25 protein-coding genes are annotated in these 22,267 nt (G+C 70.3%); 10 read left to right on the top strand and 15 right to left on the bottom strand.

Going from position 1 to position 22,267, the window contains the following annotated elements; all coding sequences use genetic code 11:
• Positions 1–88: 88 nt before the first annotated feature.
• The gene (tipF, locus tag Q0812_RS05225) at positions 89–1,372 is read left to right on the top strand and encodes a flagella assembly cyclic-di-GMP phosphodiesterase TipF (RefSeq protein WP_302109260.1); all 1,284 of its coding nucleotides are present in this window, start codon (positions 89–91) and stop codon (positions 1,370–1,372) included.
• A gap of 4 nt (positions 1,373–1,376) precedes the next feature.
• Here the strand turns inward: tipF and Q0812_RS05220 are convergent, their stop codons facing one another.
• From Q0812_RS05220 to Q0812_RS05210, 3 genes are all read right to left on the bottom strand, one after another.
• Entirely contained in the window at positions 1,377–2,696 is a 1,320-nt protein-coding gene (locus Q0812_RS05220; protein ID WP_302109259.1) for an MFS transporter, read from the bottom strand.
• A gap of 233 nt (positions 2,697–2,929) precedes the next feature.
• Positions 2,930–3,460: a protease adaptor protein RcdA gene (gene rcdA / locus Q0812_RS05215; RefSeq protein ID WP_425281550.1), complete on the bottom strand. Its 531-nt coding sequence runs from the start codon at positions 3,458–3,460 to the stop codon at positions 2,930–2,932.
• 78 nt (positions 3,461–3,538) lie between these two features.
• Positions 3,539–3,751 (bottom strand): DUF1192 domain-containing protein, encoded by a 213-nt coding sequence (locus tag Q0812_RS05210; protein WP_302109258.1) that lies wholly within the window; start codon positions 3,749–3,751, stop codon positions 3,539–3,541.
• Positions 3,752–3,837: 86 nt separating this feature from the next.
• Between Q0812_RS05210 and Q0812_RS05205 the strand changes: the two genes are divergently transcribed.
• Positions 3,838–4,806: an NAD(P)H-quinone oxidoreductase gene (locus Q0812_RS05205; protein WP_302109257.1), complete on the top strand. Its 969-nt coding sequence runs from the start codon at positions 3,838–3,840 to the stop codon at positions 4,804–4,806.
• Positions 4,807–4,809: 3 nt separating this feature from the next.
• Here the strand turns inward: Q0812_RS05205 and Q0812_RS05200 are convergent, their stop codons facing one another.
• On the bottom strand, positions 4,810–5,442 hold the full coding sequence (locus tag Q0812_RS05200) for a beta/gamma crystallin-related protein (protein WP_302109256.1): 633 nt from the start codon (positions 5,440–5,442) through the stop codon (positions 4,810–4,812).
• A 254-nt stretch (positions 5,443–5,696) separates the two neighbouring features.
• On the opposite strand from Q0812_RS05200, the gene Q0812_RS05195 reads away from it, so the two are divergent.
• Positions 5,697–6,380 carry a DUF1013 domain-containing protein gene (locus tag Q0812_RS05195; RefSeq protein ID WP_302109255.1) on the top strand — a complete coding sequence of 228 codons (684 nt, stop codon included), beginning with the start codon at positions 5,697–5,699 and terminating at the stop codon, positions 6,378–6,380.
• Positions 6,381–6,426: 46 nt separating this feature from the next.
• Here Q0812_RS05195 and Q0812_RS05190 read toward each other — a convergent pair whose 3' ends face one another.
• Positions 6,427–6,597, bottom strand: coding sequence for a YdcH family protein (locus Q0812_RS05190; protein WP_302109254.1), 171 nt, complete (start codon positions 6,595–6,597; stop codon positions 6,427–6,429).
• Positions 6,598–6,701: 104 nt separating this feature from the next.
• Between Q0812_RS05190 and Q0812_RS05185 the strand changes: the two genes are divergently transcribed.
• The 3 genes from Q0812_RS05185 to Q0812_RS05175 are packed head-to-tail and all read left to right on the top strand — an operon-like array spanning position 6,702 to position 8,037.
• A complete protein-coding gene (locus Q0812_RS05185; RefSeq protein ID WP_302109253.1) occupies positions 6,702–7,289 on the top strand; it encodes a UbiX family flavin prenyltransferase in 588 nt (195 codons plus the stop codon).
• Positions 7,286–7,756: a TIGR02444 family protein gene (locus tag Q0812_RS05180; RefSeq protein WP_302109252.1), complete on the top strand. Its 471-nt coding sequence runs from the start codon at positions 7,286–7,288 to the stop codon at positions 7,754–7,756. The genes Q0812_RS05185 and Q0812_RS05180 overlap by 4 nt, the downstream gene beginning before the upstream one ends.
• A 53-nt stretch (positions 7,757–7,809) precedes the next feature.
• The gene (locus Q0812_RS05175; RefSeq protein WP_302109251.1) at positions 7,810–8,037 is read left to right on the top strand and encodes a YdcH family protein; all 228 of its coding nucleotides are present in this window, start codon (positions 7,810–7,812) and stop codon (positions 8,035–8,037) included.
• A 7-nt stretch (positions 8,038–8,044) separates the two neighbouring features.
• On the opposite strand, the gene Q0812_RS05170 is transcribed toward Q0812_RS05175, so the two are convergent.
• The 6 genes from Q0812_RS05170 to Q0812_RS05145 are packed head-to-tail and all read right to left on the bottom strand — an operon-like array spanning position 8,045 to position 12,784.
• Positions 8,045–9,271 (bottom strand): acyl-CoA dehydrogenase family protein, encoded by a 1,227-nt coding sequence (locus Q0812_RS05170; RefSeq protein ID WP_302109250.1) that lies wholly within the window; start codon positions 9,269–9,271, stop codon positions 8,045–8,047.
• A gap of 60 nt (positions 9,272–9,331) precedes the next feature.
• Positions 9,332–9,733, bottom strand: coding sequence for a DUF2177 family protein (locus Q0812_RS05165; protein WP_302109249.1), 402 nt, complete (start codon positions 9,731–9,733; stop codon positions 9,332–9,334).
• 13 nt (positions 9,734–9,746) lie between these two features.
• Complete coding sequence (locus tag Q0812_RS05160) at positions 9,747–10,775, bottom strand: SAM-dependent methyltransferase (RefSeq protein WP_302109248.1); 1,029 nt, start codon at positions 10,773–10,775, stop codon at positions 9,747–9,749.
• Entirely contained in the window at positions 10,772–11,578 is an 807-nt protein-coding gene (locus Q0812_RS05155; protein ID WP_302109247.1) for a DUF1295 domain-containing protein, read from the bottom strand. Before Q0812_RS05155 ends, Q0812_RS05160 begins: the two co-directional genes overlap by 4 nt.
• Before the next feature lies 1 nt (position 11,579).
• Positions 11,580–12,206, bottom strand: coding sequence for a ChrR family anti-sigma-E factor (locus Q0812_RS05150; RefSeq protein ID WP_302109246.1), 627 nt, complete (start codon positions 12,204–12,206; stop codon positions 11,580–11,582).
• Positions 12,206–12,784 carry a sigma-70 family RNA polymerase sigma factor gene (locus Q0812_RS05145; protein WP_302109245.1) on the bottom strand — a complete coding sequence of 193 codons (579 nt, stop codon included), beginning with the start codon at positions 12,782–12,784 and terminating at the stop codon, positions 12,206–12,208. Before Q0812_RS05145 ends, Q0812_RS05150 begins: the two co-directional genes overlap by 1 nt.
• A gap of 180 nt (positions 12,785–12,964) precedes the next feature.
• Here Q0812_RS05145 and Q0812_RS05140 point away from each other — a divergent pair, with 180 nt between their 5' ends.
• Both Q0812_RS05140 and Q0812_RS05135 read left to right on the top strand, forming a co-directional pair.
• Positions 12,965–14,323 carry an NAD(P)/FAD-dependent oxidoreductase gene (locus Q0812_RS05140; protein ID WP_302109244.1) on the top strand — a complete coding sequence of 453 codons (1,359 nt, stop codon included), beginning with the start codon at positions 12,965–12,967 and terminating at the stop codon, positions 14,321–14,323.
• Complete coding sequence (locus Q0812_RS05135) at positions 14,320–15,102, top strand: DUF1365 domain-containing protein (protein WP_302109243.1); 783 nt, start codon at positions 14,320–14,322, stop codon at positions 15,100–15,102. The genes Q0812_RS05140 and Q0812_RS05135 overlap by 4 nt, the downstream gene beginning before the upstream one ends.
• Here the strand turns inward: Q0812_RS05135 and Q0812_RS05130 are convergent.
• Positions 15,027–16,757, bottom strand: a complete 1,731-nt coding sequence (locus tag Q0812_RS05130) for an SLC13 family permease (protein ID WP_302109242.1) — start codon at positions 16,755–16,757, stop codon at positions 15,027–15,029. The two genes, Q0812_RS05135 and Q0812_RS05130, sit on opposite strands and share 76 nt — an antisense overlap.
• Positions 16,754–17,215 carry a tRNA adenosine(34) deaminase TadA gene (tadA, locus tag Q0812_RS05125; RefSeq protein ID WP_302109241.1) on the bottom strand — a complete coding sequence of 154 codons (462 nt, stop codon included), beginning with the start codon at positions 17,213–17,215 and terminating at the stop codon, positions 16,754–16,756. The genes Q0812_RS05130 and tadA overlap by 4 nt, the downstream gene beginning before the upstream one ends.
• A gap of 12 nt (positions 17,216–17,227) precedes the next feature.
• Between tadA and Q0812_RS05120 the strand changes: the two genes are divergently transcribed.
• The gene (locus Q0812_RS05120) at positions 17,228–18,700 is read left to right on the top strand and encodes a pseudouridine synthase (RefSeq protein WP_302109240.1); all 1,473 of its coding nucleotides are present in this window, start codon (positions 17,228–17,230) and stop codon (positions 18,698–18,700) included.
• Positions 18,701–18,713: 13 nt separating this feature from the next.
• On the opposite strand, the gene xseA is transcribed toward Q0812_RS05120, so the two are convergent.
• The gene (xseA, locus tag Q0812_RS05115; RefSeq protein ID WP_302109239.1) at positions 18,714–20,171 is read right to left on the bottom strand and encodes an exodeoxyribonuclease VII large subunit; all 1,458 of its coding nucleotides are present in this window, start codon (positions 20,169–20,171) and stop codon (positions 18,714–18,716) included.
• Between the two features lie 84 nt (positions 20,172–20,255).
• Between xseA and purD the strand changes: the two genes are divergently transcribed.
• The gene (gene purD, locus Q0812_RS05110) at positions 20,256–21,536 is read left to right on the top strand and encodes a phosphoribosylamine--glycine ligase (protein WP_302109238.1); all 1,281 of its coding nucleotides are present in this window, start codon (positions 20,256–20,258) and stop codon (positions 21,534–21,536) included.
• Here the strand turns inward: purD and Q0812_RS05105 are convergent.
• Positions 21,533–22,246, bottom strand: a complete 714-nt coding sequence (locus Q0812_RS05105; RefSeq protein WP_302109237.1) for a murein L,D-transpeptidase catalytic domain-containing protein — start codon at positions 22,244–22,246, stop codon at positions 21,533–21,535. The genes purD and Q0812_RS05105 overlap by 4 nt on opposite strands.
• Positions 22,247–22,267 lie beyond the last annotated feature (21 nt).

Below are 22,267 nucleotides of genomic sequence, written 5' to 3'. Positions count from 1 at the left end.
GTTTGCCTATAGGCGAAACGTCTAGATAGACCGATACTCGGGCGATTCCATCAGGCTGCGCTTACTGCGGCCTTGAGGACCGGAGCCGATGCAGAAACTGACCGCCGGCCTGCTGTTCGGGGCCTATGTCTTCCTCGCCATGACGGTCGCCGCCCTCATGTGGCGCGGCGGCATGGGGGTGGGCGCCGCCTCGGCCGGGCTGTTCGGCGCCCTGGGTTTCGCCTTCAGCCTGCACGCCTTGATCTCGGGGGCCATGGGCCGAGCGGCCCTGCGCCGCGAGGTGGAGGGCATCCGCCAGGCCTATCAGCTGCTGGCTGATGCGGTGGAGAGCACCCAGGGCTCCGTCGCTGAACTGGCTGGGGCCGTCGAAAAGGGCGCCGTCGGCGCCAACGAGGCCCTGACCGACGAGGTGCGCATCCTCGAGGATCTGGTCCACCGCATGAGCGCCAGTCTCGACGCCCGCCAGGCCGAGGCCCAGGCCTCGGTCACCCACAGTCCCGACACCTTCGAGGGCCGCCGCCAGCGCCAGGCCGCCGCCCTGATGGACACGGTGCGCGAAGCCCTGACCGACAACCGCGTCGATCTCTACCTCCAGCCCGTCGTCACCCTGCCCCAGCGCAAGACCGTCTTCTACGAGAGCTTCACGCGTCTGCGCGACACCACCGGCAGGGTGATGATGCCGGCCGAGTACCTGTCCATCGCCGAGGGCGAGGGTCTGGTCCCCGCCATCGACAACCTGCTGCTCTTCCGCTGCGCCCAGATCGTGCGTCGCCTGGCCAAGCAGGACCGGCGGGTGGGCGTGTTCTGCAACGTCTCGCCGGCCTCGCTGGCCGACGAGACCTTCTTCCCCCAGTTCCTGGACTTCCTGCGCGAGAACGCCGACCTGCGCGACGCCCTCATCTTCGAGATGGGCCAGGCCGCCTTCGACGCGCGCGGCGCCGTCGAGGCGCGCAACATGGCCAAGCTGGCGGACCTGGGCTTCCGCTTCTCGATCGACAAGGTGCAGACGCTCGACCTGGACTATGCCGACCTGCAGCGCTCGGACGTGAAGTTCATCAAGATCGGCGCGGACCTGCTGCTTGAGCAGCTGCTGGATCTTGAGGGCGGCCCGGCCCTGGCGTCGCTGCGCGACATCCACGCCTCGGACTTCGCCGGCATCTCGCGCCGCTACGGCATGGAGGTCATCGCCGAGAAGGTCGAGGCCGAGCGCCAGGTGGTCGACATCCTCGAGCTCGACATCGGCTACGCCCAGGGCAACCTGTTCGGCGAGCCGCGCGCCATCAAGGAGCAGGTCCTGGCGGAGGCCGAGCCCTCCTCGGACTTCATCCGCTCGACCCTCCAGGCGACCCAGCGGCGCAGAAGGTTCGCCTGACCGTCTACTCTACCACCCCCCTGGCGTAGACTTCGGACAGCCGGCGGTACTGGGGCGAGTTAAAGGCCAGGAGGGTGGCCACAATCCCGACCAGGCCGGAGACGGTGAAGACCAGGGCGATGCCGCGCGCAGGCCCCGTGCCGAACCAGTCGCCTATGGCCGCCGCTCCCGCGCCGCCCTCGGACATGAAGGGGATGACCAGGAACTGGGTCAGCGGGCCGATCAGGAACGCCGTCAGCGGGCTGGCGGCCTGCTCCACCGACTGGGCGAAGCCGAACACCCGTCCCTGACGCTCAAACGGGACCACCTTCTGCAGGGTGGTGTGCGCGGCCGCCTCGGCGAAGGGGCCCAGGAACATCCAGAGGAAGGTCCCGGCGAACAGCAGCCAGATCCACGGCTGCAGCGTGAAGACGGCAGCGCCGCCCCAGGCGATCAGATTGACGATCATCAAAGTGCGCAACGGACTGGATCCCAGACCTGTCCGCGCGATCACCAGGCCCGAGAGGATGAAGCCGGTGGAGACCGCGCCCCACATCAGGCCCCAGTGCTCAACCCGCATCAGGGACAGGCCGTAGGCGTCCATCAGGGCCATGAAGACGCCGCCCAGGAAGTTGTTGAAGGTGGCGAAGAGGATCAGGGCGAAGAGGCCGGGCACGGCCCCCACCACTCTGAGCGTCCCGGCCAGGTCCACCCGGCGGCGGCCGGGCTTGCCATTCTCGTCGGCGGGCGGCTCGGGCAGGGGCTCGTCCACCCCGATGAAGCGCAGGTGCACGAAGGCGGCGGCCGTCAGGGCCAGAGCGAAGACAAGCGTCCCCTGCATGCCCGTGCGCGCCACGAGGAAGCCGGAGATGACCGAGGTGGTCAGAAAGCCGATGCCGGTGATCATGCCCACCAGGCCGTTGGCGCGGTCGCGGCGATCCTCGGGCACCAGAACCGTGACCAGGGTGGGCAGGGCGATGGCGCGGATGTTGCCGGCGATGACGCCCAGCATGACCAGGCCGATGAAGGCCCACAGCTCGACGCCCGCCACGCGCTGCATGGCCGCCTCGGGCGTGGTCAGAAGCAGGCCCAGACCGGCGATGTAGAAGGCGAGGGACGCGGCGCTGGAGCCCATCATGACCCGCTTCTTGCGGTGGTGGTCCACGATGCTGCCCAGCCAGAAGGCCAGTCCCGCCGTCAGCACCAGGTACAGACCCGCGATCATGCCCGTGGCGAAGACCGAGCGTGTCTCCAGATAGACCCAGAAGGTCACGGCGAACCACACCGTGAAGTTCGTCACGTTGGCGACGAGGTTGTTGGCCAGCAGGTGATGAAAGGGGCGCATGCCGCCTCAAAACCGCGTTAGGCGGTCCTCGACAAGCGGATTTCACCGCCGCGGCGATGACTTCAGTGACTGTGACTTATCCACGCCCGTCCGCCTGCCCCGAGACTGGTCCGATGATCCCATCGAAACCCCCGGGGCCGTCCGTTCCATTTCCTCGCATCCGGCGCGAAGTGGCAGGGTTTGGCGCGGTTTGGCGCGGCGTTTCCAGGCGGGACGGGGCCCCAAAACGGGGTCTACCCCCCGAAGGCCGCCTTCAGCCGGTCCAGCTGGCTCTGCACCGGATTGGCTTCCGGCGCGGGCGTGTCGTCCAGATACATACGGCGGTCCAGGTACAGCACCCGCTCGTGCAGCCGCTCGGTCTGCAGGACCAGCTCCACCAGGGCGACGGGCAGCTCGGCGTCCAGCGTTCCGGGCTGCTCCTCGCGGGCCTTCAGCCGATAGCGCGGCTCGCAGGCCGCCATGGGATCCATCTCGCCCTCGCGCACGGCCCGCTGCACCAGCAGCCACGAGGCGATCTGCATCAGCCGCGTGGTCAGCTTCATGCTCTCGGCGGCGTAGGATAGGGCGGCGGCCCGGCTGAGCAGCTTGGAGTCCCGGCGGCCCTCGCCGTCCAGATAGGCGGCGGTCTCCTCCACCAGGGCCATGCCCTCGTTGAAGGTGCGATCGAACAGCTCGGAACGGGTGAAATCCAGCACCACCTCGGCCCGGCCCAGGGGGGCTGAGCTTCGTGCGGCGCCGATCTCGGCCATGAAGGTCTGCGACATACGGTTAGGGGCCCCTCGTACCGGGTTACTCGAACTCTGACGAAAGGGGCTTGCAACCCCTATGCCAGCCGAATCCGGTCATTCTTCCTTGCCGAACGAAAAAAGAGCGTCGGCTGCGTTTTTCCGGTCGCGCTTCTTGTGCAGGGCGGCGCGCACCCGCTCGATCTCGCCTTCCAGCGCCGAGATGCGCTCCTCCAGCTCCTCCACCCCATAGGGATCCAGATCCTCCCGGACCAGCGTCTTCAGCGCCGCGCCGGGGACCGGACGGGGCTCGAGTTCCTCGAACGCCATGGCCGCTCCCTTCTCCCACTCGCCTCAAGCGCGTATCAGAACGCCTGAACGCCTTGCTTGGCAAGGATTGATACGTGGGCAGACGGATGCACGCAGTCGAGATCGAGGGCGGCAAGGGCTCGGCCGAGGCCCTGCACCTGGCTGAGCGGCCCACGCCGGAGCCTGGCCCGGGCCAGGTTCTGATCCGGGTCGCCGCCGCTGGGATCAACCGGCCCGACCTGTTGCAGCGCAAGGGACTGTACCCGCCGCCGACCGGCGCCTCCGACGTGCTGGGGCTGGAGGTGTCGGGCCATATCGCCGCCCTGGGCCAGGACGTTTCGCGCTGGGCGGAAGGGGACGCGGTCTGCGCCCTGTTGCCGGGCGGCGGCTATGCCGAATACGCCCTGGCCGACGCCGGCTCGGTCCTGCCGGTCCCCAAGGGGGTGTCCCTGATCGAGGCGGCGGGCCTGCCCGAGACGGTTTTCACCGTCTGGGCGAATGTGTTCGAGATCGGGAGCCTTAAGCCCGGCGAGACCCTGGCCGTCCACGGCGCAACCAGCGGCATCGGGGTAACCGCCCTTCAGATGGCCAGGGCTTACGGGGCCCGGGTGGTCGCCACGTCGCGCGGCCGGGCCAAGTGCGAACAGGCGTTGAAGCTGGGCGCGGACACGGCCCTCGACTCCACCGCGCCCGATTTCGCCGCCGCCCTGGCCGAGGCGCGGCCGGACGTGATCCTCGACATGGTCGGGCGCGATCTGCTGGCGACAGGCCTGGCCGCGCTGAACCCCGGCGGGCGGCTGGTGCTGATCGCGGTCCAGTCCGGGGCCCGGGCCGAGGTCGACCTGGCCCAGATCATGATGAAGCGCCTGACCCTGACCGGCTCGACGCTCAGGCCGCGCTCCTCTCAGGAAAAGGCGCGTCTGGCCCGCGCCGTGGAGGAGACGGTCTGGCCCTGGATCGAACAGGGCAAGGTCCGCCCGGTGATCGACCGCACCTTCCCCCTCAAAGACGCCAGGGCCGCCCACCTCGCTCTGGAGATGGGCGGCCACGTCGGCAAGATCGTGCTGACGGTCTAGGGCTTACCAGCGGCCCCCGCCGGCGGGACGCAGCGAGGAGATGCGATCGTTGAAGCCCTGCTGGCGCAGGTCATAGACCCGGCCGGTGAAGGTGCGGCACTGGCCCCGGAAGTGCGAGTCCGAGCAGGCCAGCCAGGTTCCGCGCACCTCCATGGAGCTGATGCGGTCGTTCATGCCGGTCTCGCGCAGGTCCACGATGGCCCCGCGGAAGCTCATGGACCGGCCCTGGAAACCCGCGTGCTCGTAGACCACGATGCCCCGGCCACGGCCGCCGCGGCGGTCGTCCCAACGGTCGTCTCGACGGTCATCCCTACGATCCCAGCGGTCATCATCGCGGCGGCCGTCACGGCCCCAGTTGGCGCAGGCCAGGACGCCGTTCACCACCTCGACCCGGCCGTCGCGGCAGTTGGCCCGGTTGATGGTCGAGCTTTGCCAGCGCCCGCCGGCGCCGGGGCAGTAGGCGGAGATCATGTTGCCGCGCTCCGAGATGTTGCGGCACAGCTGCTGGTAGTCGCCGCGCGGGCCGTAGGGGTCGCGGTGGCCGTACTCCTGGGCCGAGGCGGCCTGCGGCGTGGCGGCGGCTGCGGCCAGCGCCAGCGCGGCGGCGCCGATCGAGGCGGTGATACGTGCGGACATGGGAACGCTCCTTGTCTTGTCTTCACGCGCCCTCCCACCAGGAAGAACGCCGGTCTGGGGCTCAGGATGCGACGGCCAAGCTGAACCTCGGCTGACCGCCCTTCGTCAGCCGGCGTTCATCTGACGGTTTCCAACCGGCCCGTCCGGTAGTATGGGAAGGGCTCCCGCGCCCGGCCGAAAGGCCGGGCGCCGCTGTTTCGGGCGTACGCCCAGCGCCCGTCCGGGCGCCTCAACCAGAAGGCTCGCCAAGGCCCATGAACGACGTCCTCTACCCCAAGGCCACCGCTGTCTGGCTGGTCGACAACACCTCGCTCACCTTCGAGCAGATCGCCGACTTCTGCGGTCTGCACCCGCTTGAGGTGAAGGGCATCGCCGACGGCGACGTCGCCCGCGACATCCGCGGCGCCGATCCCATCGGCAACGGCCAGCTGACCCGCGAAGAGCTGGACCGGGCCCACGCCGACGCCAACTACCGCATGAAGGCCCAGGTCGGCCGCCACGCCGAGCTGCTGAAGACCGGCAAGAAGCAGGCCCGCTACACCCCGGTCTCGCGCCGCCAGGACCGCCCGGACGCCATCATGTGGTTCGTCAAGAACCACCCCGAGGTGGCCGACGCCCAGATCGCCAAGCTGCTCGGCACCACCAAGTCGACGATCGACAGCGTGCGCAACCGCACCCACTGGAACATCGCCAACATCAAGCCGGTCGATCCGGTGACGTTGGGCCTCGTCGGCCAGATCGAGCTGGACGAAGTGGTCCGCAAGGCGGCCGAGAAGAAGATGCGCGACGACGCCAAGAACGGCGGCCCGACCCTGGCTCCGGCGGTGGAAGACGAGCAGCCTGCCGATCAGGGCTTCGAGCCCGAAGAGGACGCCTTTGCCGGCGATGAGCCGACCGCGGCCTCCGTCTTCGGCGACGCCGAGGACGATCAGGACTGACGACGGGAAATGGGGCGGCGGCTCGACCGCCGCCCTCCGGATCAGATCAGGCCTGCGCCTGCAGGCTTTCGATCTGCTCCTTCAACCTCAGCTTTTGACGCTTCAGGGTTCGGATCTGCAGAGAGTCGGCCATCGGCCGGGTCTCCTCCTGGTGGATCGCCGCGTCCAGCTGACGGCGGCGGTTTCCCAGTTCGCGGATACGAGCGTCAATCGCCATGGCTTGCGCCTCCTCTTTGAAGGGATCATCAAGTCAACGCCTGCTAGCCCACATTGTGTAGTCACATTCGGTTACGCGGCGATCACGGAGTGCGGAGCACGCCCATGACCTCCAGCTCGAAGACCCGCGTCGTCGTCGGCGTCTCCGGCGCGTCCGGTGCCGTCTACGCCGTGCGCGTGCTCGAGGCGCTGCGCGAGCTGGGCGTCGAGACCCATCTTGTGGCCAGCCGGGCCGCCGCCCTGACCCTGTCCCAGGAACTGGATCTCAGTCCTGCGGACCTCGCCGCCCGCGCCGATGTGACCTACCGCGTGGGCGAGGTGGGCGCCGCCATCGCGTCTGGTTCGTTCCGGACCCTGGGCATGATCATCGCGCCGTGCTCGGTCCGGACCATGAGCGAGATCGCCACCGGCGTGACCTCGTCCCTCCTGACCCGCGCCGCCGACGTGACGCTCAAGGAGCGGCGGCCCCTAGTGCTGATGGTCCGCGAGACCCCCCTGCACCTCGGCCACCTGCGCACCATGACCGCCCTGGCCGAGATGGGGGCGACCATCGCCCCGCCCCTGCCGGCCTTTTACGCCAAGCCCCGGAGCATCGAGCAGATGGTGGACCAGTCGGTCGGGCGCGCCCTCGACCTGCTGGGACTGGACTGGTCGGCCACGCGCCGCTGGGGCGGCCTGGACGGCGAGGCGTGACCGATCAGGGTCTGTGGGACTGGGCCCTCGCCGCCTATGCCCGCGAGGGGGTGTCCGAGGCCTGCCTCTCTCTCCAGGACGAGTACGGGCAGAATGTCTGCCTTCTGCTGTTCGCCGCCTGGTGCGCCCGCACGGGCCGCCGCCTCGATGACGAAACGCTGGAGGCCGCGGCGGACGCCGCCCGCGCCTGGGACCAGGCCGCCGTCCAGCCCCTTCGCGCCGTACGCCGCCGGCTGAAGTCGCCCATTCCCGACATGGAAGACGTCACCCGCCTCGCGGCTCGCCAGGCGGTGAAGGCGGCCGAACTGGCTGCGGAGCGCGGCCTGCTGTCCGACCTGGAGGCGCTGGGTCCAACGCCGACCGGAGCCCCGTCGTCGGACCCGACGCCCGCCCTCGCGCAGGCGGCCCGGGCCTGGTCGCGCGTTGTGCCCCGCCCCGCGCTGGAGACGCTGGCCGGGCGCCTTTGAGCAAGGATTGGCGTGCAGTATAGAGGCGCCGCCCATCCGGAACCGCCGCGCTTATGAACGACCATCAGCCGCCCGAGGAACTGGAGCTGGACAAGGCGCTGCGCGAGCGTCTGGCCCAGCTGCAGCAGGAGCACGCCGACCTGGACGCCTCCATCGAGGCGCTGGGGCGCATGCCCGTGCCGGATCAGCTGCGCATCGCCCGGCTGAAGCGTCAGAAGCTGGCGCTCAAGGATGAGATCGTGAAGATCGAGGCGCGCGTCCTGCCGGACATCATCGCCTGAAGCCTGCTCAGCCGCGCCCGAACTCCAGCCGGGCGATAGCGCGGCGGTGGACCTCGTCCGGACCGTCCGCCAGACGCAGGGTGCGGATGCCGGCATAGGCTCGAGCCAGCGCGAAGTCGTCCGAGACGCCGGCGCCGCCATGGGCCTGGATGGCGTCATCTATGATCTTCAGCGCCATGGTCGGCGCCTGCACCTTGATCATGGCGATTTCCAGCTGGGCCGCCTTGTTGCCCGCCTTGTCCATCATGTCGGCGGCCTTCAGGCACAGCAGCCGGGTCATCTCCAGCTGGATTCGGGCCTCGGCCACCCGCTCTTCCCAGACCGACTGCTGGGCCAGGGGCTTGCCGAAGGCGACGCGGTTCTGCAGCCGCCGGACCATGGCCGCCAGCGCCTCCTCCGCCGCCCCGATGGTGCGCATGCAGTGGTGGATGCGGCCTGGGCCCAAGCGTCCCTGGGCGATCTCGAAGCCGCGCCCTTCGCCGAGGATCAGGTTCTCGGCCGGGACGCGCACGTCCTTCAGGATCACCTCGGCATGGCCGTGCGGGGCGTCGTCATAGCCGAACACCGGCAGCATGCGCACGACCTCGACGCCCGGCGTGTCCATGGGGACCAGGATCTGGGACTGCTGGGCGTGGCGCGGCCCTTCCGGGTCCGTCTTGCCCATGACGATGGCCACGGCGCAGCGGGGGTCGCCCACGCCCGAGGACCACCACTTGCGTCCATTGATCACGTAGTGATCGGCCTCCCTGACGATCGAGGTCTCGATGTTTGTGGCGTCGGACGACGCCACCGCCGGCTCGGTCATCAGGAAGGCCGAGCGGATCTCGCCCCTCATCAGGGGCGTCAGCCAGCGGCGCTTCTGCTCCCTTGAGCCATAGCGGTGCAGCACCTCCATGTTGCCGGTATCGGGCGCCGAACAGTTGAACAGTTCCGACGCCCAGGGCCTGCGCCCCATCTCCTCGGCGCAGAGGGCGTATTCCAGGTTGGTCAGGCCGGCGCCGCGCCAGTCTCCCTCGTCGTGGGCTTCCGAGGGCGGCAGGAAAAGGTTCCACAGGCCCTCGGCCCGCGCCTGTTCCTTGAAGGGCTCCATCCAGTCCGGCGCGGTCCAGCGCTGGGGTCCGGTCAGGGCCTCGTGGGCGTGGTGAGCTTGCGAGGCCGCCTCGTCGCGCTGCGCGATGAAGTCGCGCACGCGGTCGCGAAAGTGAAGCTGGCGCTCGGAGTAGGTGAAGTCCATCGTCGGGGCCCCGTTCGGATGCCCCAGACTAGACGGGCGCCGCTGCGGAAAGGAAGCCGGTCAGGACGTGACGCGCGATGCGATCATATAGGCCGCCGCGCACGACACCGCCGAGACGAAGGCGCCCCAGCACAGGTCGATGACCGTGATTTTCCAGTCCCACACCCGCAGGGTCGCCTGGTTGGTCAGGTCATAGGTGGCGTAGGCCATCAGGCCCAGCAGGGCGCCCATCACGACGGCCTTCATCAGGCCGCCACGCTCCAGGGCCGGGGCGACCACGAACAGCACCAGACCCGTGACGTAGATCAGATAGAAGATGACCGCCGCCGTCAGGTCAGGCTTGGGCGCCAGGATTTCGCCCAGTACGGGCTTGTACAGCCGGGGGCCCATCTGGCTCAGCCAGACGGCGTCCACGCCGGCGAAGACGATGGCGGTGGTGATCCAGGCGACGACCATCTGCATGGCGGCGGCTCCCTCAGCGGACCGGCTTCAGCCGGTGGTGGACGACGCCCCATTCATCCCCGGTCCCGTGGCCGAACAGGCCGGCGGTGGCCAGGAAGAACAGGCGCCAGCGGTGCTCCCACAGCCGGGCCTCGGGTCCGTAGGTCTCGGCCAGGACGGGCCGGATGTGCGGCAGTGCGGCGTCGAAGTTGGCCAGCCAGTGCAGGGCGGTCTTCTCGTAATGTTTGCCGCTCCACCACCACTCGTTCTCCACCTCGAACAGATCGTCAAAGGCGCGGATCAGTCCCCGGCTGGGCATGACGCCGCCGGTGAAGAAATGCTGGGCGATCCAGTCCGAGCGGTCCGCGACCTCGAAGCGGTACGGCGTGGTGCGGTGGGCGAAAACGTGCAGGAACAGCCGGCCGTCGGGCTTCAGCCAGTCGCGCACGCGGCTCAGCAGCACGCGCCAGTTGGCCATGTGCTCGAACATCTCGACCGAGACGATGCGGTCGAAGCGCTGGTCCGGGGCGAACCGGTTCATGTCCGCCGTGACGACCCGAAGGTTGGTGATCTGGCGACGCCGCGCCTCGGCCTCGATGAAGGCGCGCTGCCCGGCCGAGTTGGACACCGAGGTGATGCGCGCGTTGGGCATCCGCTCGGCCATCCATAGGGACAGGGAACCCCATCCGCAGCCCAGCTCCAGAATGTCGTGGCCGTCGTGCAGGTCGGCGTGGACACAGGTGGCGGCCAGGGCCTGGACCTCGGCCTGCTCCAGCGTCTCGGAGCCTTCGGGATAGAGGCAGCAGGAATATTTCAGGCGCGGCCCGAGCACCTTCTCGAAGAAGGCGGCCGGGACCTCGTAGTGCTGGCGGTTGGCGGCGTCGGCGTGCTCGGCGATCGGGCGGGCCGCCATCGCCTCGGCGAAGGCGCGGTCCAGCTCCGGAGAACCCTCGCCCATTCGGCGCGCGGCGCGGCTGACCAGCATGTCGACGGCGCCTCGGCGCAGCGAGTCCGGCAGCGGCGCGGCCTCAAAGGCCTGGAAGGCGCGGGACATCAGGCTCATGGGCGAACCCTCCTGGGCGGCAGGGGGAAGAAGACGCTGACGCGGGACTGGTAGTCCCTGAAGGTCTCGCCGCGGCTCTCCAGCATGGTGCGCTCCAGCGGCGGCACGCCCGAGCCGTGACGCAGGATCAGGTACATCACGGCGGGCGCGACGAGGGTGGTGAGCGTGAAGGGTTCAGCCAGATCCAGGGCCATCACCGGCCAGGCCAGCCAGCCGAACCACTGGAAGAAATAGTTGGGGTGCCGCGACCAGCTCCACAGGCCCTGATCCATGATGGGGCCGTGGCCGGGCGTCGCCTTGAAGCGGCGCATCTGCTCATCCGCCAGCGCCTCGCCGCCGATGCCGATGGCCAGGATCAGCACGGCGATCAGGTCGCGCCAGCCCAGCGTCGGTTCGCCCGCGTGCGCGGCGGTGAAGACCGACAGGGCCAGCAGCGTCGTGGCCGGGGCCTGGATCAGGACGAAGCCGAACAGGCGGCGCTGATAGTCCGCGCCCCACAGGCGTCGCAGCTGGGCGTAGCGCGAATCCTCAGGCCCCTTGGCCACGCGAGAGGCGACATAGACGCCCAGCCGCCCGGCCCAGACGACGGCGACAGCCGCGGCCAGCCATTGCCGCTCTGGAAGGGCTGCATCGCTCGGCCACAGGGCGGCCAGGGCCAGCATCGCCCCTGAACCGAAGGTCCAGAAGACGTCGACCCAGCCGGTGTCTCGCACCGCCCGCTGCGTCAGCCAGGCGGTCGCCATGACCGCCAGCATGGAGGCCAGAACCAGCGCCAGCGGCAGGAGGGCGTCGCCGGCGCTCATGTCAGACGTCCGCCAGGGCGAACACCAGCCGCCCCAGCCAGCCCTTGGGCTTCAGCCGGCCCTGGGTAGCGAACAAACACACGCAGGGCTCGTCGCCCCAGACCACCGGCTGATGCTCGTGGTCGGCGTCGTGCTCGATGAAATCGCCGGCCCGATAGACGATGTCCCCGTCCTGCAGCGCGCCCGAGATCACCTGGGTGAACTCAAGGCCGCCGTGGCCGTGATCGGCCGTGGAGATTCCCGGGCCCACGCCCAGCAGATAGACGCGGTCGCTGGCGTAGCGGGGCGTGTCCACCTTGGCGGTCCACACCCCGGGGGCCAGCCACCGGCGGCGGCGCGGCGTCAGGACCTCGGCCAGGGTCGGGGCGGGCGGGACCTCGGCCTCGGGCGTCTCGATCCGCGCCAGGGCGCGGTCCAGCGCGTCGGCCGACATGTCCACGGGCGCCTGCTCGTCCAGCATGGCCGCGCCGACGGCCTCCAGCCGCGCGGCCTCTGCCCGGCAGTGGGCGCACGTCGACAGATGCGCGGCCACGACCACGTCGAAACCGGGACGCAGGGTTCCGGCCACGTACTGGGCCAGGGTGGCCTCCGACGGATGATGGCGGGGGGTGACGGCGGCGCCCGTCATCACAGGTCCTCCAGGCGGTCGCGCAGCTTGGCGAAGGCGAGGCGCAGCCGTGACTTCACCGTGCCGAGTGGCAGGTTCAGGGCTTCGGCGATCTCGCTGTGCGGCTGCTCGTCAAAAAAGGAACGGCGGACCACCTCCTGCTGATCCGGCGGCAGCAGCTTCAGCGCCTCGCGCACGCGGATTTCGCGCTCGGTGCCGCTCAGCTGAGCTTCAGCCGAGGGCGTGTCCTCGTCCGCCTGTTCCGGCGGCTCGAAGCCGTAGGTGACCGTCGAGCGCTCGCGGCGCAGCGCATCGATGCGCCGGTTGCGGGCGATGACGAATATCCAGGTCAGGGGTCCGGCCTTGGCGGGATCGAACTGGTCGGCCTTGCGCCAGACGGTCAGCAGCACGTCCTGGGTCAACTCCTCGGCGCCGGCGGCTTCGGTCCCCAGGCGGATCAGATAGGCCTTCACCTTGGGCGCCACGAGGCTGAACAACTCGGCGAAGGCCGCCCGGTCACGCAGGGCGATGCGGCGCAGCAGCACGGTCTCGGGCCGCTCCGTCGAAAGCCGCTCAGGGGCGCCCTCACTCACGAACATGACCTCTCCCGGCGCGGGCCGGTCAAAGGGACCGCGCGCCCTAAAAAGGCTCAGCCGGGGCTCGAGGGCAAGCTGCATGGCCACGGTTACGCCGCGGCGCCCCCGCCGGATCACTGCTGATCTAGGGGCGTTAGGTCACCGTAGAGGCAGAGGTCGCTCCTAATGCTCACCGGACTTCTTATGACCATCGCTTCAGAGCTTCCGCTCTCCATCGCCGTGATCGGCTCTGGCGTATCGGGTCTGTCCGCGGCCTGGCTGCTGTCCAAGCGCCACCGGGTCACCCTGTTTGAGAAGGACGCGCGCCTGGGCGGCCACACCCACACGGTCACGGCCGACACGGAGGACGGCCCCGTCTGCGTGGACACGGGCTTCATCGTCTTCAACGAGGGCAACTATCCCAACCTGACGGCCCTGCTTCGCCACCTGGGCGTGGCGTCCAAGGCCTCGGACATGTCCTTCGCGGTGTCCGTGGACGGCGGGCGGCTGGAGTATTCCTCCAACGACCTGAAGGCCTTCATCGGCGGCGGCAGAAACCTCTTCAGTCCGCGCTTCTGGTCCATGACCAGGGACCTGTGGCGCTTCTACCGCCAGGCGCCGATCGAGATCGCTGCGACGGCCAAGGGCGGCATCATCACTCTGGGCGACTATCTGGACCGCAAGGGCTACGGTGAAGCCTTCCAGCGCGATCACCTGCTGCCCCAGGCGGCGGCCATCTGGTCGTCCTCGGTGTCCGACATGCGCCAGTACCCGGCGTGCGCCTTCGTGCGCTTCTTTGAGAACCATGGCCTGCTGCGTTTCAAGGGACGGCCCAAATGGCGCACGGTCGAGGGCGGCAGCCAGACCTATGTGCGGGCCCTTCAGGCCGACTGGAACGTCGATGTGCAGACCGGCCGAGGCGCGGCTCAGGTCCGGACCCAGGCGGGCGGTGTGGCGGTGCGCGACGCAGAGGGCCGCGAGCAGGTCTTCGACCGCGTGCTTCTGGCCTGTCACGCTGACCAGGCGCTGGACCTGCTGGTGGAGCCCGATGCCGAACAGGCCGCCCTACTGTCCGCCTTCCGCTACAGCCGCAACACGGCCATCCTGCACACGGACGCCTCTCTGATGCCCCGGCGGCGCGAGGCCTGGTCCAGCTGGAACTATGTGGGCGACGCCCGGCGTTCCGGAGAGGGCTGCGCCGTGACCTACTGGATGAACCGCCTGCAGAAGCTGCCGACTGGCGCCCAGCTGTTCGTGACGCTCAATCCCCAGCGCCGCCCCGCGGCCGACCGGATCCTGTGGGAAGGCGAGTGGGAGCACCCCTGCTTCTCGCCCGAGGCCCTCGTCGCCCAGCAAAGGCTGTGGGAGATTCAGGGGCGGGGGGGCGTCTGGTTCGCGGGCGCCCACTTCGGCGCCGGCTTCCACGAAGACGGGCTTCAGGCGGGCCTGCTGGCCGCCGAGCAGATGGGCGGCGTGCGCAGGCCCTGGATCGTGCCGGAGGAGTCCGGGCGGCTGTACCTCCCGCAGCCGGCGGCCGATCTGCCCCTGGCGGAAGCGGCGTGACCGCCTCCAGCCTCTATGTGGGCAAGGTCACGCACCGGCGGCTGCGGCCCGCGCGGCACGACCTGGCCTATCGCGTCTTCATGGGCCTGTTCGGCCTGGACGAGGCGCCGGCGCTGTCGCGCGGCTGGGCCTTCGGCTTCAACAGGCCGGGGCTGATCTCCCTTTACGAAAAGGACCACGGCGACGGTTCGGGCGCGCCCCTGAAAGCCCAGGTCGAGGCTCTCCTGACCCGGCACGGCCTGGAGGGCGGCGGTCCCGTCCGGATGCTCTGCATGCCGCGCGTGCTGGGCTACGTCTTCAATCCGCTGACGGTCTATTTCTGCCACGCGCGGGACGGACGGCTCACTGCCCTCGTGCATGAGGTGAACAACACCTTCGGCGAGCGGCATCATTACGTGCTGGCGGTCCGCGGCGACGGCGTCATCGAACAGGCCTGCGCCAAGGCGTTCCGCGTCTCGCCCTTCCTCGGCATGGACATGGACTATCGCTTTCGCGTCGAGGCGCCGGGCGAGACCGTGGCCGTCTCCATACTGGCGTCTGACGCCGAGGGGCCGATGCTGACGGCCGCCTTCTCCGGCCGGCGCCGGCCGTTTACGGCCGGGGCGATCCTGGCGGCCTGGCTCAGCCATCCGCTCCTGACTCTCAAGGTCATCCTGGGCATCCACTGGGAGGCCCTGTTCATCTGGCTGAAGCTGAAAAAGGCTCAAAAGAGCAGCGAGATCACTCCGGCCGAGGTCAGCACCACGATCACCGACAGGGCCCAGCCGACGCGGATGTAGTCGGTGAAGCGATAGCCGCCAGGCCCCATGACCAGCAGGTTGTTCTGGTGGCCGATGGGCGTCAGGAAGTCCGACGAGGCGCCGATCAGCACGGCGATCAGCAGGGCGTCCGGCGCGACCCCCAGCGCATTGGCCACGGCAATGCCGACGGGCCCCATGATCACCGCCGTGGCCACGTTGTTCAGGAAGATCGACAGCACCAGCGTCACCGCCGTCATGGCCGCCGCCGCCCAGAACAGGGTCGCGCCGGACAGCAGGAAGCCCAGGTGCTCCGCCACGATGGCGGCCGCGCCGCTGGTCTGGAAGCTCTGGCCGACGGGAATCATGCAGGCCAGCAGGACGACCGCCGGCCAGTCGATCGAGCTGTAGACCTCGCGCGGCGGCAGGAACCGCAGGGCCGCCAGTCCAGCGGCGGCCGCCCCGAAGGTCAGGGCCGTGGGCAGGCCCGCCACGACCGCCGCGGCCACCGCCGCGAAATAGATGGCCACCGCCAGGGTCGCGCGCCGCGGCGACACCTTGACCGAGGCGCGGCGCTCCACCTCCAGCAGGCGGGCGTAGCGCAGATAATCGTCCAGCGCCCCCGAGCCGCCGTGCAGCACCAGCTGGTCGCCGGGCTGGATGCGCACCGCGCCCAGGGGCACGCTCTCGCGCTCGACCCGCGGTCCGCCCGCGATGACCCGCACCTCGTTGTCGGTGTCGGCGGCGATGGTTCCGAACGTCCGGCCGATCAAGGGCGAGCCGTAACCCGCCACGACCCGGGCGGTGGCCGCGTCGGGGGCGCTGGACAGGCGCGCGCCCAGGCTGCAGTCCGCCTTGCGCGCCACCACCCAGGGGTCCTCGCGGCTGGTGACCATGATGCGGTCCCAGGGCTCCACCGCCTCGACGCTGTGGGCGGGCAGCCGCTGGTGATCGCGAATGACGCCCAGCACGTGGCCCCCCGCCGCCGTCAGCGCCTCGAAGACGGGGCCGGACGGGGCCGGCTCCACCAGAGCGGCGCGTGGACTGACCTCGAAGACCACCCGGCTGTCGTTGACCGCCTCGTCCGAAGCCCGCCGGGGCGCCAGGCGCCAGCCGATCAGGATCAGATAGGCCAGGCCGGCGGCGGCGACCGTCGCGCCCACCGCCGTCATATCGAAGAAGCCGAACGCCTCGCCCAGCTGGTCCTGCCGCACGGACGACAGGATCAGGTTGGCCGGCGTGCCGATAAGGGTGGTCATCCCGCCCAGGATGGTGGCGAAGGCGATGGGCATCAGGCCCGCGCCGGGCGGCAGCTTGTGCGCCCTGCACACGGCGACCACCGCCGGCATGGTGATCGCCAGGGCGGCGATGTTGTTCATGAAGGCCGACAGAAAGGCCCCGGCGATCAGCACCAGGCCCAGCTGCACCGCGAACGGCGCCTTCAGGCGGGCCAGCTTCTCGGTGAGCAGGGCGGCCACGCCGGTAAGCTCGATGGCCCGGCCGATGATCAGGACGGCGGCCACCACCACCACGGCCGGGTCCGAGAAGCCTTCCAGGGCCTGGCCCGGCGCCACCAGGCCAAGAAGCAGACAGGCGCCCAGGGCGATGATGGCCACCAGGTCGTGGCGAACCTTGTCCCAGGCGAACAGAAACAGGGTGATCAGCAGCACCAGTCCGCTGAGCAGGGCCTCGTTCATGAAGGGGGCTCCCCAGCGCCAGGTTTGCGGCGCGCGCGGAAGAACGCGCGAAGCATGTCCGCGCTCCCTTCGGCGAGCAGACCGCCCTCGACGCGGGGACGCCAGTGGCAGGTGGGCTGGTCAAAGACGCGTGGGCCGTGGACGACGCCGCCGCCCTTGGGGTCTTCCGCGCCGAAGACGACGCGGCCGATGCGGGCGTGGGAAATGGCTCCGGCGCACATGGGGCAGGGCTCCAGCGTCACGTAGAGGGTCAGCCCGGTCAGGCGGTAGTTGCCCAGCGCCTGCGCGGCGCGGCGCAGGGCGACGATCTCGGCGTGCGCCGTCGGATCGCAGGCCGAAATGGGTGCGTTCGCGCCCTCGGCGATGACCTTTCCGGTCGCCTCATCGACGATCAGTGCGCCGATCGGGGCCTCGCCCGCGTCGGCGGCGGCTTGCGCCAGGTCCAGGGCTTGGCGCATGAAGCGCTCATCATGGCTCGTCATCCCGCCGACACCGCCCCGACCAAGCGTCCGGGTCAAGACCGCAGGCCCAAGAAGGCCGAAGAACCCGTCAAGAAGGAGCGGATCGCCAAGGTCATGGCCCGCGCCGGCGTGGCCTCGCGCCGCGAGGTCGAACGTCTGATCGGCCTGGGCAAGGTGGCGGTCAACGGCCGCATCATCGACACGCCCGCCACCCTGGTGGCCCGCACGGACAAAGTGACGGTCGACGGCAAGGCCGTGGGTCAGGCCGAGGCCACCCGCCTGTGGCGCTATCACAAGCCCGTCGGCCTGGTGACGACGCACAAGGACCCGCAGGAGCGCCCGACGGTGTTCGAGCACCTGCCGCGCGGCCTGCCCCGCGTCATTTCGGTGGGGCGCCTGGACGTGAACACCGAGGGCCTCCTGCTCCTGACCAACGACGGCGAACTGTCCCGCGCGCTCGAGTTGCCGTCGACCGGCTGGATTCGGCGCTACCGGGCGCGGGCGCGCGGCCGAGTCACCCAGGCGAAGCTGGACACGCTCAAGAACGGCGTCGAGATCGACGGCGTCCGCTACGGGCCTGTGGAGGCCACGCTCGACAAGGCCAAGGAGAGCGAGGGCGGCAAGTCGCCCGCCAACCTCTGGATCACCGTGTCGGTGGCCGAGGGCAAGTACCGCGAGGTGCGCAAGGTGCTGGAAAGCCTCGGCCTGACGGTCAACCGGCTGATCCGCCTGTCCTACGGACCCTTCGCCCTGGGCGATCTGGCCGCCGGCGAGGTGGAGGAGGTCGGCGCCCGCGTCGTCATCGAGCAGCTGGGCGACCTGATCGCGCCGGAGAACCATCCGGATCCGGACGCCATCCCCGCCGCGCCGCTGTCCCAGGGCGGGCGCCGCGGCGGCGGGCCGGAAAAGAAGCGCATTCCCGCCTCGGCCCTGTCTGACCCGTCGAAAAAGCCCAGCAAGGTGCGCGCCCGCGCCGCCGCCCGGGCCGAAGCCGAAAAGGCTGAGGCGGACCGGCCCCGGGCGCCGGCTCGCAAGCCGGGCTGGGCCAAGCCCGGCCCCCGCCCGTCGGGCGATCGCCCGAAGCGGCCCTTCAGGCCGCGCGACGAGTCTGGCGGCGAGGATCGCCCCCGCCGCCCCTTCAAGCCTCGGGATGAGGCGGGCGGCGACCGGCCCAAGCGCCCCTTCAAGCCTCGCGACGAGGCGGGCGGCGACCGGCCCAAGCGGTCCTTCAAGCCCCGTGACGAGGCAGGGGGCGACCGGCCCAAGCGCGCCTTCAAGCCCCGCGACGAGGCAGGGGGCGACCGACCCAAAAGGGCGTTCAAACCCAGGGATGAGTCGGGAGGCGACCGCCCCAAGCGCGCCTTCGGCGGCAAGCCCGGCGGGCCGCGTCCCTTCAAGGGCGGTCCCGGCAAGCCCCGCTCCACCGGCGGCGGTCGTCCGGGCCCCAAGGGCCCGCGCAAGCCGCCCGGCGGCGCCCGCTAGCAGACGGCGGCCGCTAGAACAGGTCGCCCTGACTGACGGGGGGCGTCCTGGCGGCCTTCGGTTTGGCGGCAGGCTTGGGTGCAGGATCGCCGCCGTCAATGTGGGCGCCCTTCGAGCCGTCCGCGAAGACCAGCGTCACCGCCTGTCCGGGCGTCAGGTCCTTGGCGCAGGGGATCATCCGCCCCTGCTCGTCATCGATGCGGGCGAAGCCGGGCTTGGGCCGGGCGGGGTCGAGGCTGGCCAGGGTGCGGGCCAGGGCCGCCAGCCGGTCCGCGTCCGTCTTCAGGGTGCGCTCCAGCGCCGGAGCCAGGCGGCCCGAGGCGCCGGTCAGCCGCTCTGATCGGCGGTCCAGCGCGTGGCTCAGAAGGATCGGGCTGAACCGTCCCGCCCGCTGGTTCAGCCGTCGCTCGTGGGCCGCCACATTGGCCGACAGGCCAGACGCCAGCCGCGAGGACGCGCCGTCCAGCCGCTGCTGGGCGAAGGCGATCAGCTCATTCGGGCGGGGCAGGCCGCGCGCCGCGGCCCGCAGCGCCTGGGCCCTGTGGTCGACCATGCGTCCGCCGCACAAGCTCAGCCGCTGCTCCAACCCCGCCAGGGCGGCGCGCAGCTCGGCCAAAACCGGCGTCGCCATCTCGGCGGCGGCCGTCGGGGTCGGGGCGCGGCGGTCGGCCACGTAGTCGATCAGGGTCGTGTCGGTCTCGTGCCCCACGGCCGAGATCAGGGGGATTCGGCAGTCGTGGACTGTGCGCGCCAGGGCCTCGTCGTTGAAGGGCCACAGATCTTCGATGGAGCCGCCGCCCCGCGCCACGATCAGCACGTCAGGCCGCGGCAGCGCGCCTGATCCGTCCAGGGCATCGAAGCCCTTGATGGCGGCGGCCACCTGGGCCGAGGCCGTCTGGCCCTGCACCACCACGGGCCAGACCAGCACACGGCAGGGCCAGCGGTCGGTGATGCGGTGCAGGATGTCGCGGATCACCGCGCCGGTGGGGCTGGTGATCACCCCCACCACGCGCGGAAACAGGGGCAGGGGCCGTTTGCGCTCGGCGGCGAACAGGCCCTCTTCGGCCAGCTTCTTTTTGAGTCGTTCCAGCTGGGCCAGAAGGGCGCCGGCGCCCGCCGCCTCCATGGTCTCGATGATCAGCTGGTACGAGGACCTGGCCGGATAGGTGGTCACCTTGCCGGTGACGATCACCTCCAGCCCCTGCTCGGGCTGGGCCGACAGGCTGCGGACCACCCCCTTCCAGACGACCCCGTCGATACACGCGCGCTCGTCCTTCAGCGTCAGATAGACGTGGCCCGAGGCATGGCGCGTGACCTTCGAGATCTCGCCGCGCAGCCGCACATAGCCGAACCGGTCCTCCAGCGTGCGCTTCAGCGCCGAGGACAGCTCCGAGACCGACAGCGGCGGGTTGTTGTCGCGCGGGGCGGGCTCGGGGGCCGCGCCCTCGAAGACGTAGGAGTCGTCGCTCATGGCGTCAGTCTAGCGGGGCTCTTGATCCCACGCACCTTCAAGGTGGGTGTTGACGATGCCCGGCCGAAGGGCGACAGGCGGCCCATGAACATCCTGCTGGTGGGGTCGGGCGGGCGCGAGCACGCCCTGGCCTGGAAGATTCGCAAGTCGCCGCTGGTCCGGCGGCTGGTCATCGCCCCGGGCAATCCCGGCATGGAGCGGCTGGGCGAGCTGCGGCCCGTCGCGGTGACCGACACCGATGCGCTGGTGGCGCTGGCGCGCGAAATCGCCGCCGATCTGGTCGTGGTCGGCCCGGAGGCGGCGCTTGAGCCGGGCCTGGCCGATCAGCTGGCGCGCGTAGGCATTCCCTGTTTCGGCCCCACCAGGCGCGCCGCCCAGCTGGAGACCTCCAAGGCCTTCACCAAGGGCCTTTGCGACCGGCACGGCATCCCCACGGCGGCCTATTCGGCCCACACCGAGCTGGCCTCGGCCAAGGCCGCGCTACAGGCCATGAGCCCGCCCTACGTGATCAAGGCCGACGGCCTGGCCGCCGGCAAGGGCGTCGCCATCAGCCCCGACCTGCGCGACGCCGAGGCCGAGGTCGAGCGCATGCTGGGCGGCCGCTTCGGTCAGGCCGGCGCCCGCGTCGTGATCGAGGAGTTCATGGAGGGTGAGGAGGCTTCCCTCTTCGCCCTGTGCGACGGAACGCGGGCCCTTCTGTTGGGCGGCGCCCAGGACCACAAGCGCGCCTTCGACGGCGACATGGGCCCCAACACCGGCGGCATGGGCGCCTATTCGCCCGCGCCCGTCTTCACGCCCGAGTTCGTCGAGGCTGCCGAGACGGAGATCGTCCAGCCGGCCGTGCGCGCCATGGCCGAGGAGGGCATGCCCTTCCGGGGGGTGCTGTTCGCCGGACTGATGGCCACGGACCAGGGGCCGAAACTGGTCGAATTCAACGCCCGTTTCGGCGACCCGGAATGCCAGGTGCTGATGCTGCGCCTGGAAAGCGATCTGGTGCCGTACCTGCTGGCGGCGGCCAAGGGGGATCTGTCCGGCCTGCCCGAGCCCCGCTTCACCAGCCGCACCGCCGTCTGCGTGGTCATGGCGGCCAAGGGCTATCCCGACAGTCCCCTGGCCGGTTCGACCATCCGGGGCGCCGATCAGGATTTCGGGCCCGACGTCCAGGTCTTCCACGCCGGGACGGGCCGCAAGCCGGATGGAACTCTGTGCGCCACGGGCGGGCGGGTGCTGAACGTCAGCGCCCTGGGCGAAGACGTGGCCGACGCCCGCGCCAAGGCCTACGCCGCCATCAGAAAGATCGACTGGCCCGGCGGCTTCTACCGCTCGGATATCGGCTGGCGGGCTCTGGAGCGGGACGAGGCCTAGGCCGCCGCGTAGAGCAGCCGGCCCTCGCCCATGCGCTCGCGCAGGTAGGTCAGGTCAGCCTGGCACACCGAGAAGCAGCCGTAGGAGCGGCCCAGCTTGCCCTCGCGGGCCAGGAAGTCCGGCTCGGCGTAGTCGGCGGCGTGCACGATGATGGCCCGGTCGCGCGCGTTGTTGTTGGAGTAGTCCAGCCCGTCCAGCAGCACATTGGGTCCATGCACCCGGCCCATGCCGGGGCCGCCCGTGGCGTAGGCCCCCACCGACGAGGCGTGCGAGTCTGGCACGTTCGAAAAGGCCTGGGCATAGCCCGAATGACGCGGGTCCGAGCCGCGTCCGTGCGCGGTGTGGAAGGCCTTCACCTGGCCGTTGACCACGTCCAGCTCATAGAAGCGCGCCTCGCCGGAGAAGCGGGCGAAGTCGACGATGTAGATGCGGTCACGCTGGGTGATGCGGCCGTCGTGAATGTCCAGGGCGGCCAGGGCGTGTTCGCGCAGCTGGGGCCGGATCAGGCCGTCCGGATCGATGACCACGCGCGGCGTGGGGGCCACCGGCGCCGAGGTCTGGGCGGTCGAGATGGCCAGGTCCAGCGTGGCCGTCTGCGCGCCCGCCTGGGGGGCGTCGGGAAGAGTCGTGACCAGATTGCGCGCCGTGGGACTGCACGCCGCCAGAAGGCCCGAGCCGCCCAGCATCACCATGCGCCGCGAAATGTTCATGCTGTCGGCCCCCCGAAAACC

Origin of the sequence: Peiella sedimenti (genome assembly GCF_030504955.1) — a bacterium.
GTDB classification, from domain to species: domain Bacteria; phylum Pseudomonadota; class Alphaproteobacteria; order Caulobacterales; family Caulobacteraceae; genus Brevundimonas; species Brevundimonas sedimenti.
This window is presented reverse-complemented; position numbering and strand designations above follow the sequence as displayed.

What these genes read in the sequence shown, in the direction of transcription:
- Q0812_RS05205 (WP_302109257.1), top strand. Translation starts at nt 3,838, where the DNA reads ATGCACGCAGTCGAGATCGAGGGCGGCAAGGGCTCGGCCGAGGCCCTG.
- Q0812_RS05145 (WP_302109245.1), bottom strand. Translation starts at nt 12,784, where the DNA reads ATGTTCGTGAGTGAGGGCGCCCCTGAGCGGCTTTCGACGGAGCGGCCC.
- Q0812_RS05195 (WP_302109255.1), top strand. Translation starts at nt 5,697, where the DNA reads ATGAACGACGTCCTCTACCCCAAGGCCACCGCTGTCTGGCTGGTCGAC.
- tadA (WP_302109241.1), bottom strand. Translation starts at nt 17,215, where the DNA reads ATGCGCCAAGCCCTGGACCTGGCGCAAGCCGCCGCCGACGCGGGCGAG.
- Q0812_RS05155 (WP_302109247.1), bottom strand. Translation starts at nt 11,578, where the DNA reads ATGAGCGCCGGCGACGCCCTCCTGCCGCTGGCGCTGGTTCTGGCCTCC.
- Q0812_RS05200 (WP_302109256.1), bottom strand. Translation starts at nt 5,442, where the DNA reads ATGTCCGCACGTATCACCGCCTCGATCGGCGCCGCCGCGCTGGCGCTG.
- tipF (WP_302109260.1), top strand. Translation starts at nt 89, where the DNA reads ATGCAGAAACTGACCGCCGGCCTGCTGTTCGGGGCCTATGTCTTCCTC.
- rcdA (WP_425281550.1), bottom strand. Translation starts at nt 3,460, where the DNA reads ATGTCGCAGACCTTCATGGCCGAGATCGGCGCCGCACGAAGCTCAGCC.
- Q0812_RS05170 (WP_302109250.1), bottom strand. Translation starts at nt 9,271, where the DNA reads ATGGACTTCACCTACTCCGAGCGCCAGCTTCACTTTCGCGACCGCGTG.
- Q0812_RS05210 (WP_302109258.1), bottom strand. Translation starts at nt 3,751, where the DNA reads ATGGCGTTCGAGGAACTCGAGCCCCGTCCGGTCCCCGGCGCGGCGCTG.
- Q0812_RS05150 (WP_302109246.1), bottom strand. Translation starts at nt 12,206, where the DNA reads ATGACGGGCGCCGCCGTCACCCCCCGCCATCATCCGTCGGAGGCCACC.
- Q0812_RS05185 (WP_302109253.1), top strand. Translation starts at nt 6,702, where the DNA reads ATGACCTCCAGCTCGAAGACCCGCGTCGTCGTCGGCGTCTCCGGCGCG.
- xseA (WP_302109239.1), bottom strand. Translation starts at nt 20,171, where the DNA reads ATGAGCGACGACTCCTACGTCTTCGAGGGCGCGGCCCCCGAGCCCGCC.
- Q0812_RS05190 (WP_302109254.1), bottom strand. Translation starts at nt 6,597, where the DNA reads ATGGCGATTGACGCTCGTATCCGCGAACTGGGAAACCGCCGCCGTCAG.
- Q0812_RS05175 (WP_302109251.1), top strand. Translation starts at nt 7,810, where the DNA reads ATGAACGACCATCAGCCGCCCGAGGAACTGGAGCTGGACAAGGCGCTG.
- Q0812_RS05165 (WP_302109249.1), bottom strand. Translation starts at nt 9,733, where the DNA reads ATGCAGATGGTCGTCGCCTGGATCACCACCGCCATCGTCTTCGCCGGC.
- Q0812_RS05160 (WP_302109248.1), bottom strand. Translation starts at nt 10,775, where the DNA reads ATGAGCCTGATGTCCCGCGCCTTCCAGGCCTTTGAGGCCGCGCCGCTG.
- Q0812_RS05130 (WP_302109242.1), bottom strand. Translation starts at nt 16,757, where the DNA reads ATGAACGAGGCCCTGCTCAGCGGACTGGTGCTGCTGATCACCCTGTTT.
- Q0812_RS05140 (WP_302109244.1), top strand. Translation starts at nt 12,965, where the DNA reads ATGACCATCGCTTCAGAGCTTCCGCTCTCCATCGCCGTGATCGGCTCT.
- purD (WP_302109238.1), top strand. Translation starts at nt 20,256, where the DNA reads ATGAACATCCTGCTGGTGGGGTCGGGCGGGCGCGAGCACGCCCTGGCC.
- Q0812_RS05105 (WP_302109237.1), bottom strand. Translation starts at nt 22,246, where the DNA reads ATGAACATTTCGCGGCGCATGGTGATGCTGGGCGGCTCGGGCCTTCTG.
- Q0812_RS05120 (WP_302109240.1), top strand. Translation starts at nt 17,228, where the DNA reads ATGGCTCGTCATCCCGCCGACACCGCCCCGACCAAGCGTCCGGGTCAA.
- Q0812_RS05220 (WP_302109259.1), bottom strand. Translation starts at nt 2,696, where the DNA reads ATGCGCCCCTTTCATCACCTGCTGGCCAACAACCTCGTCGCCAACGTG.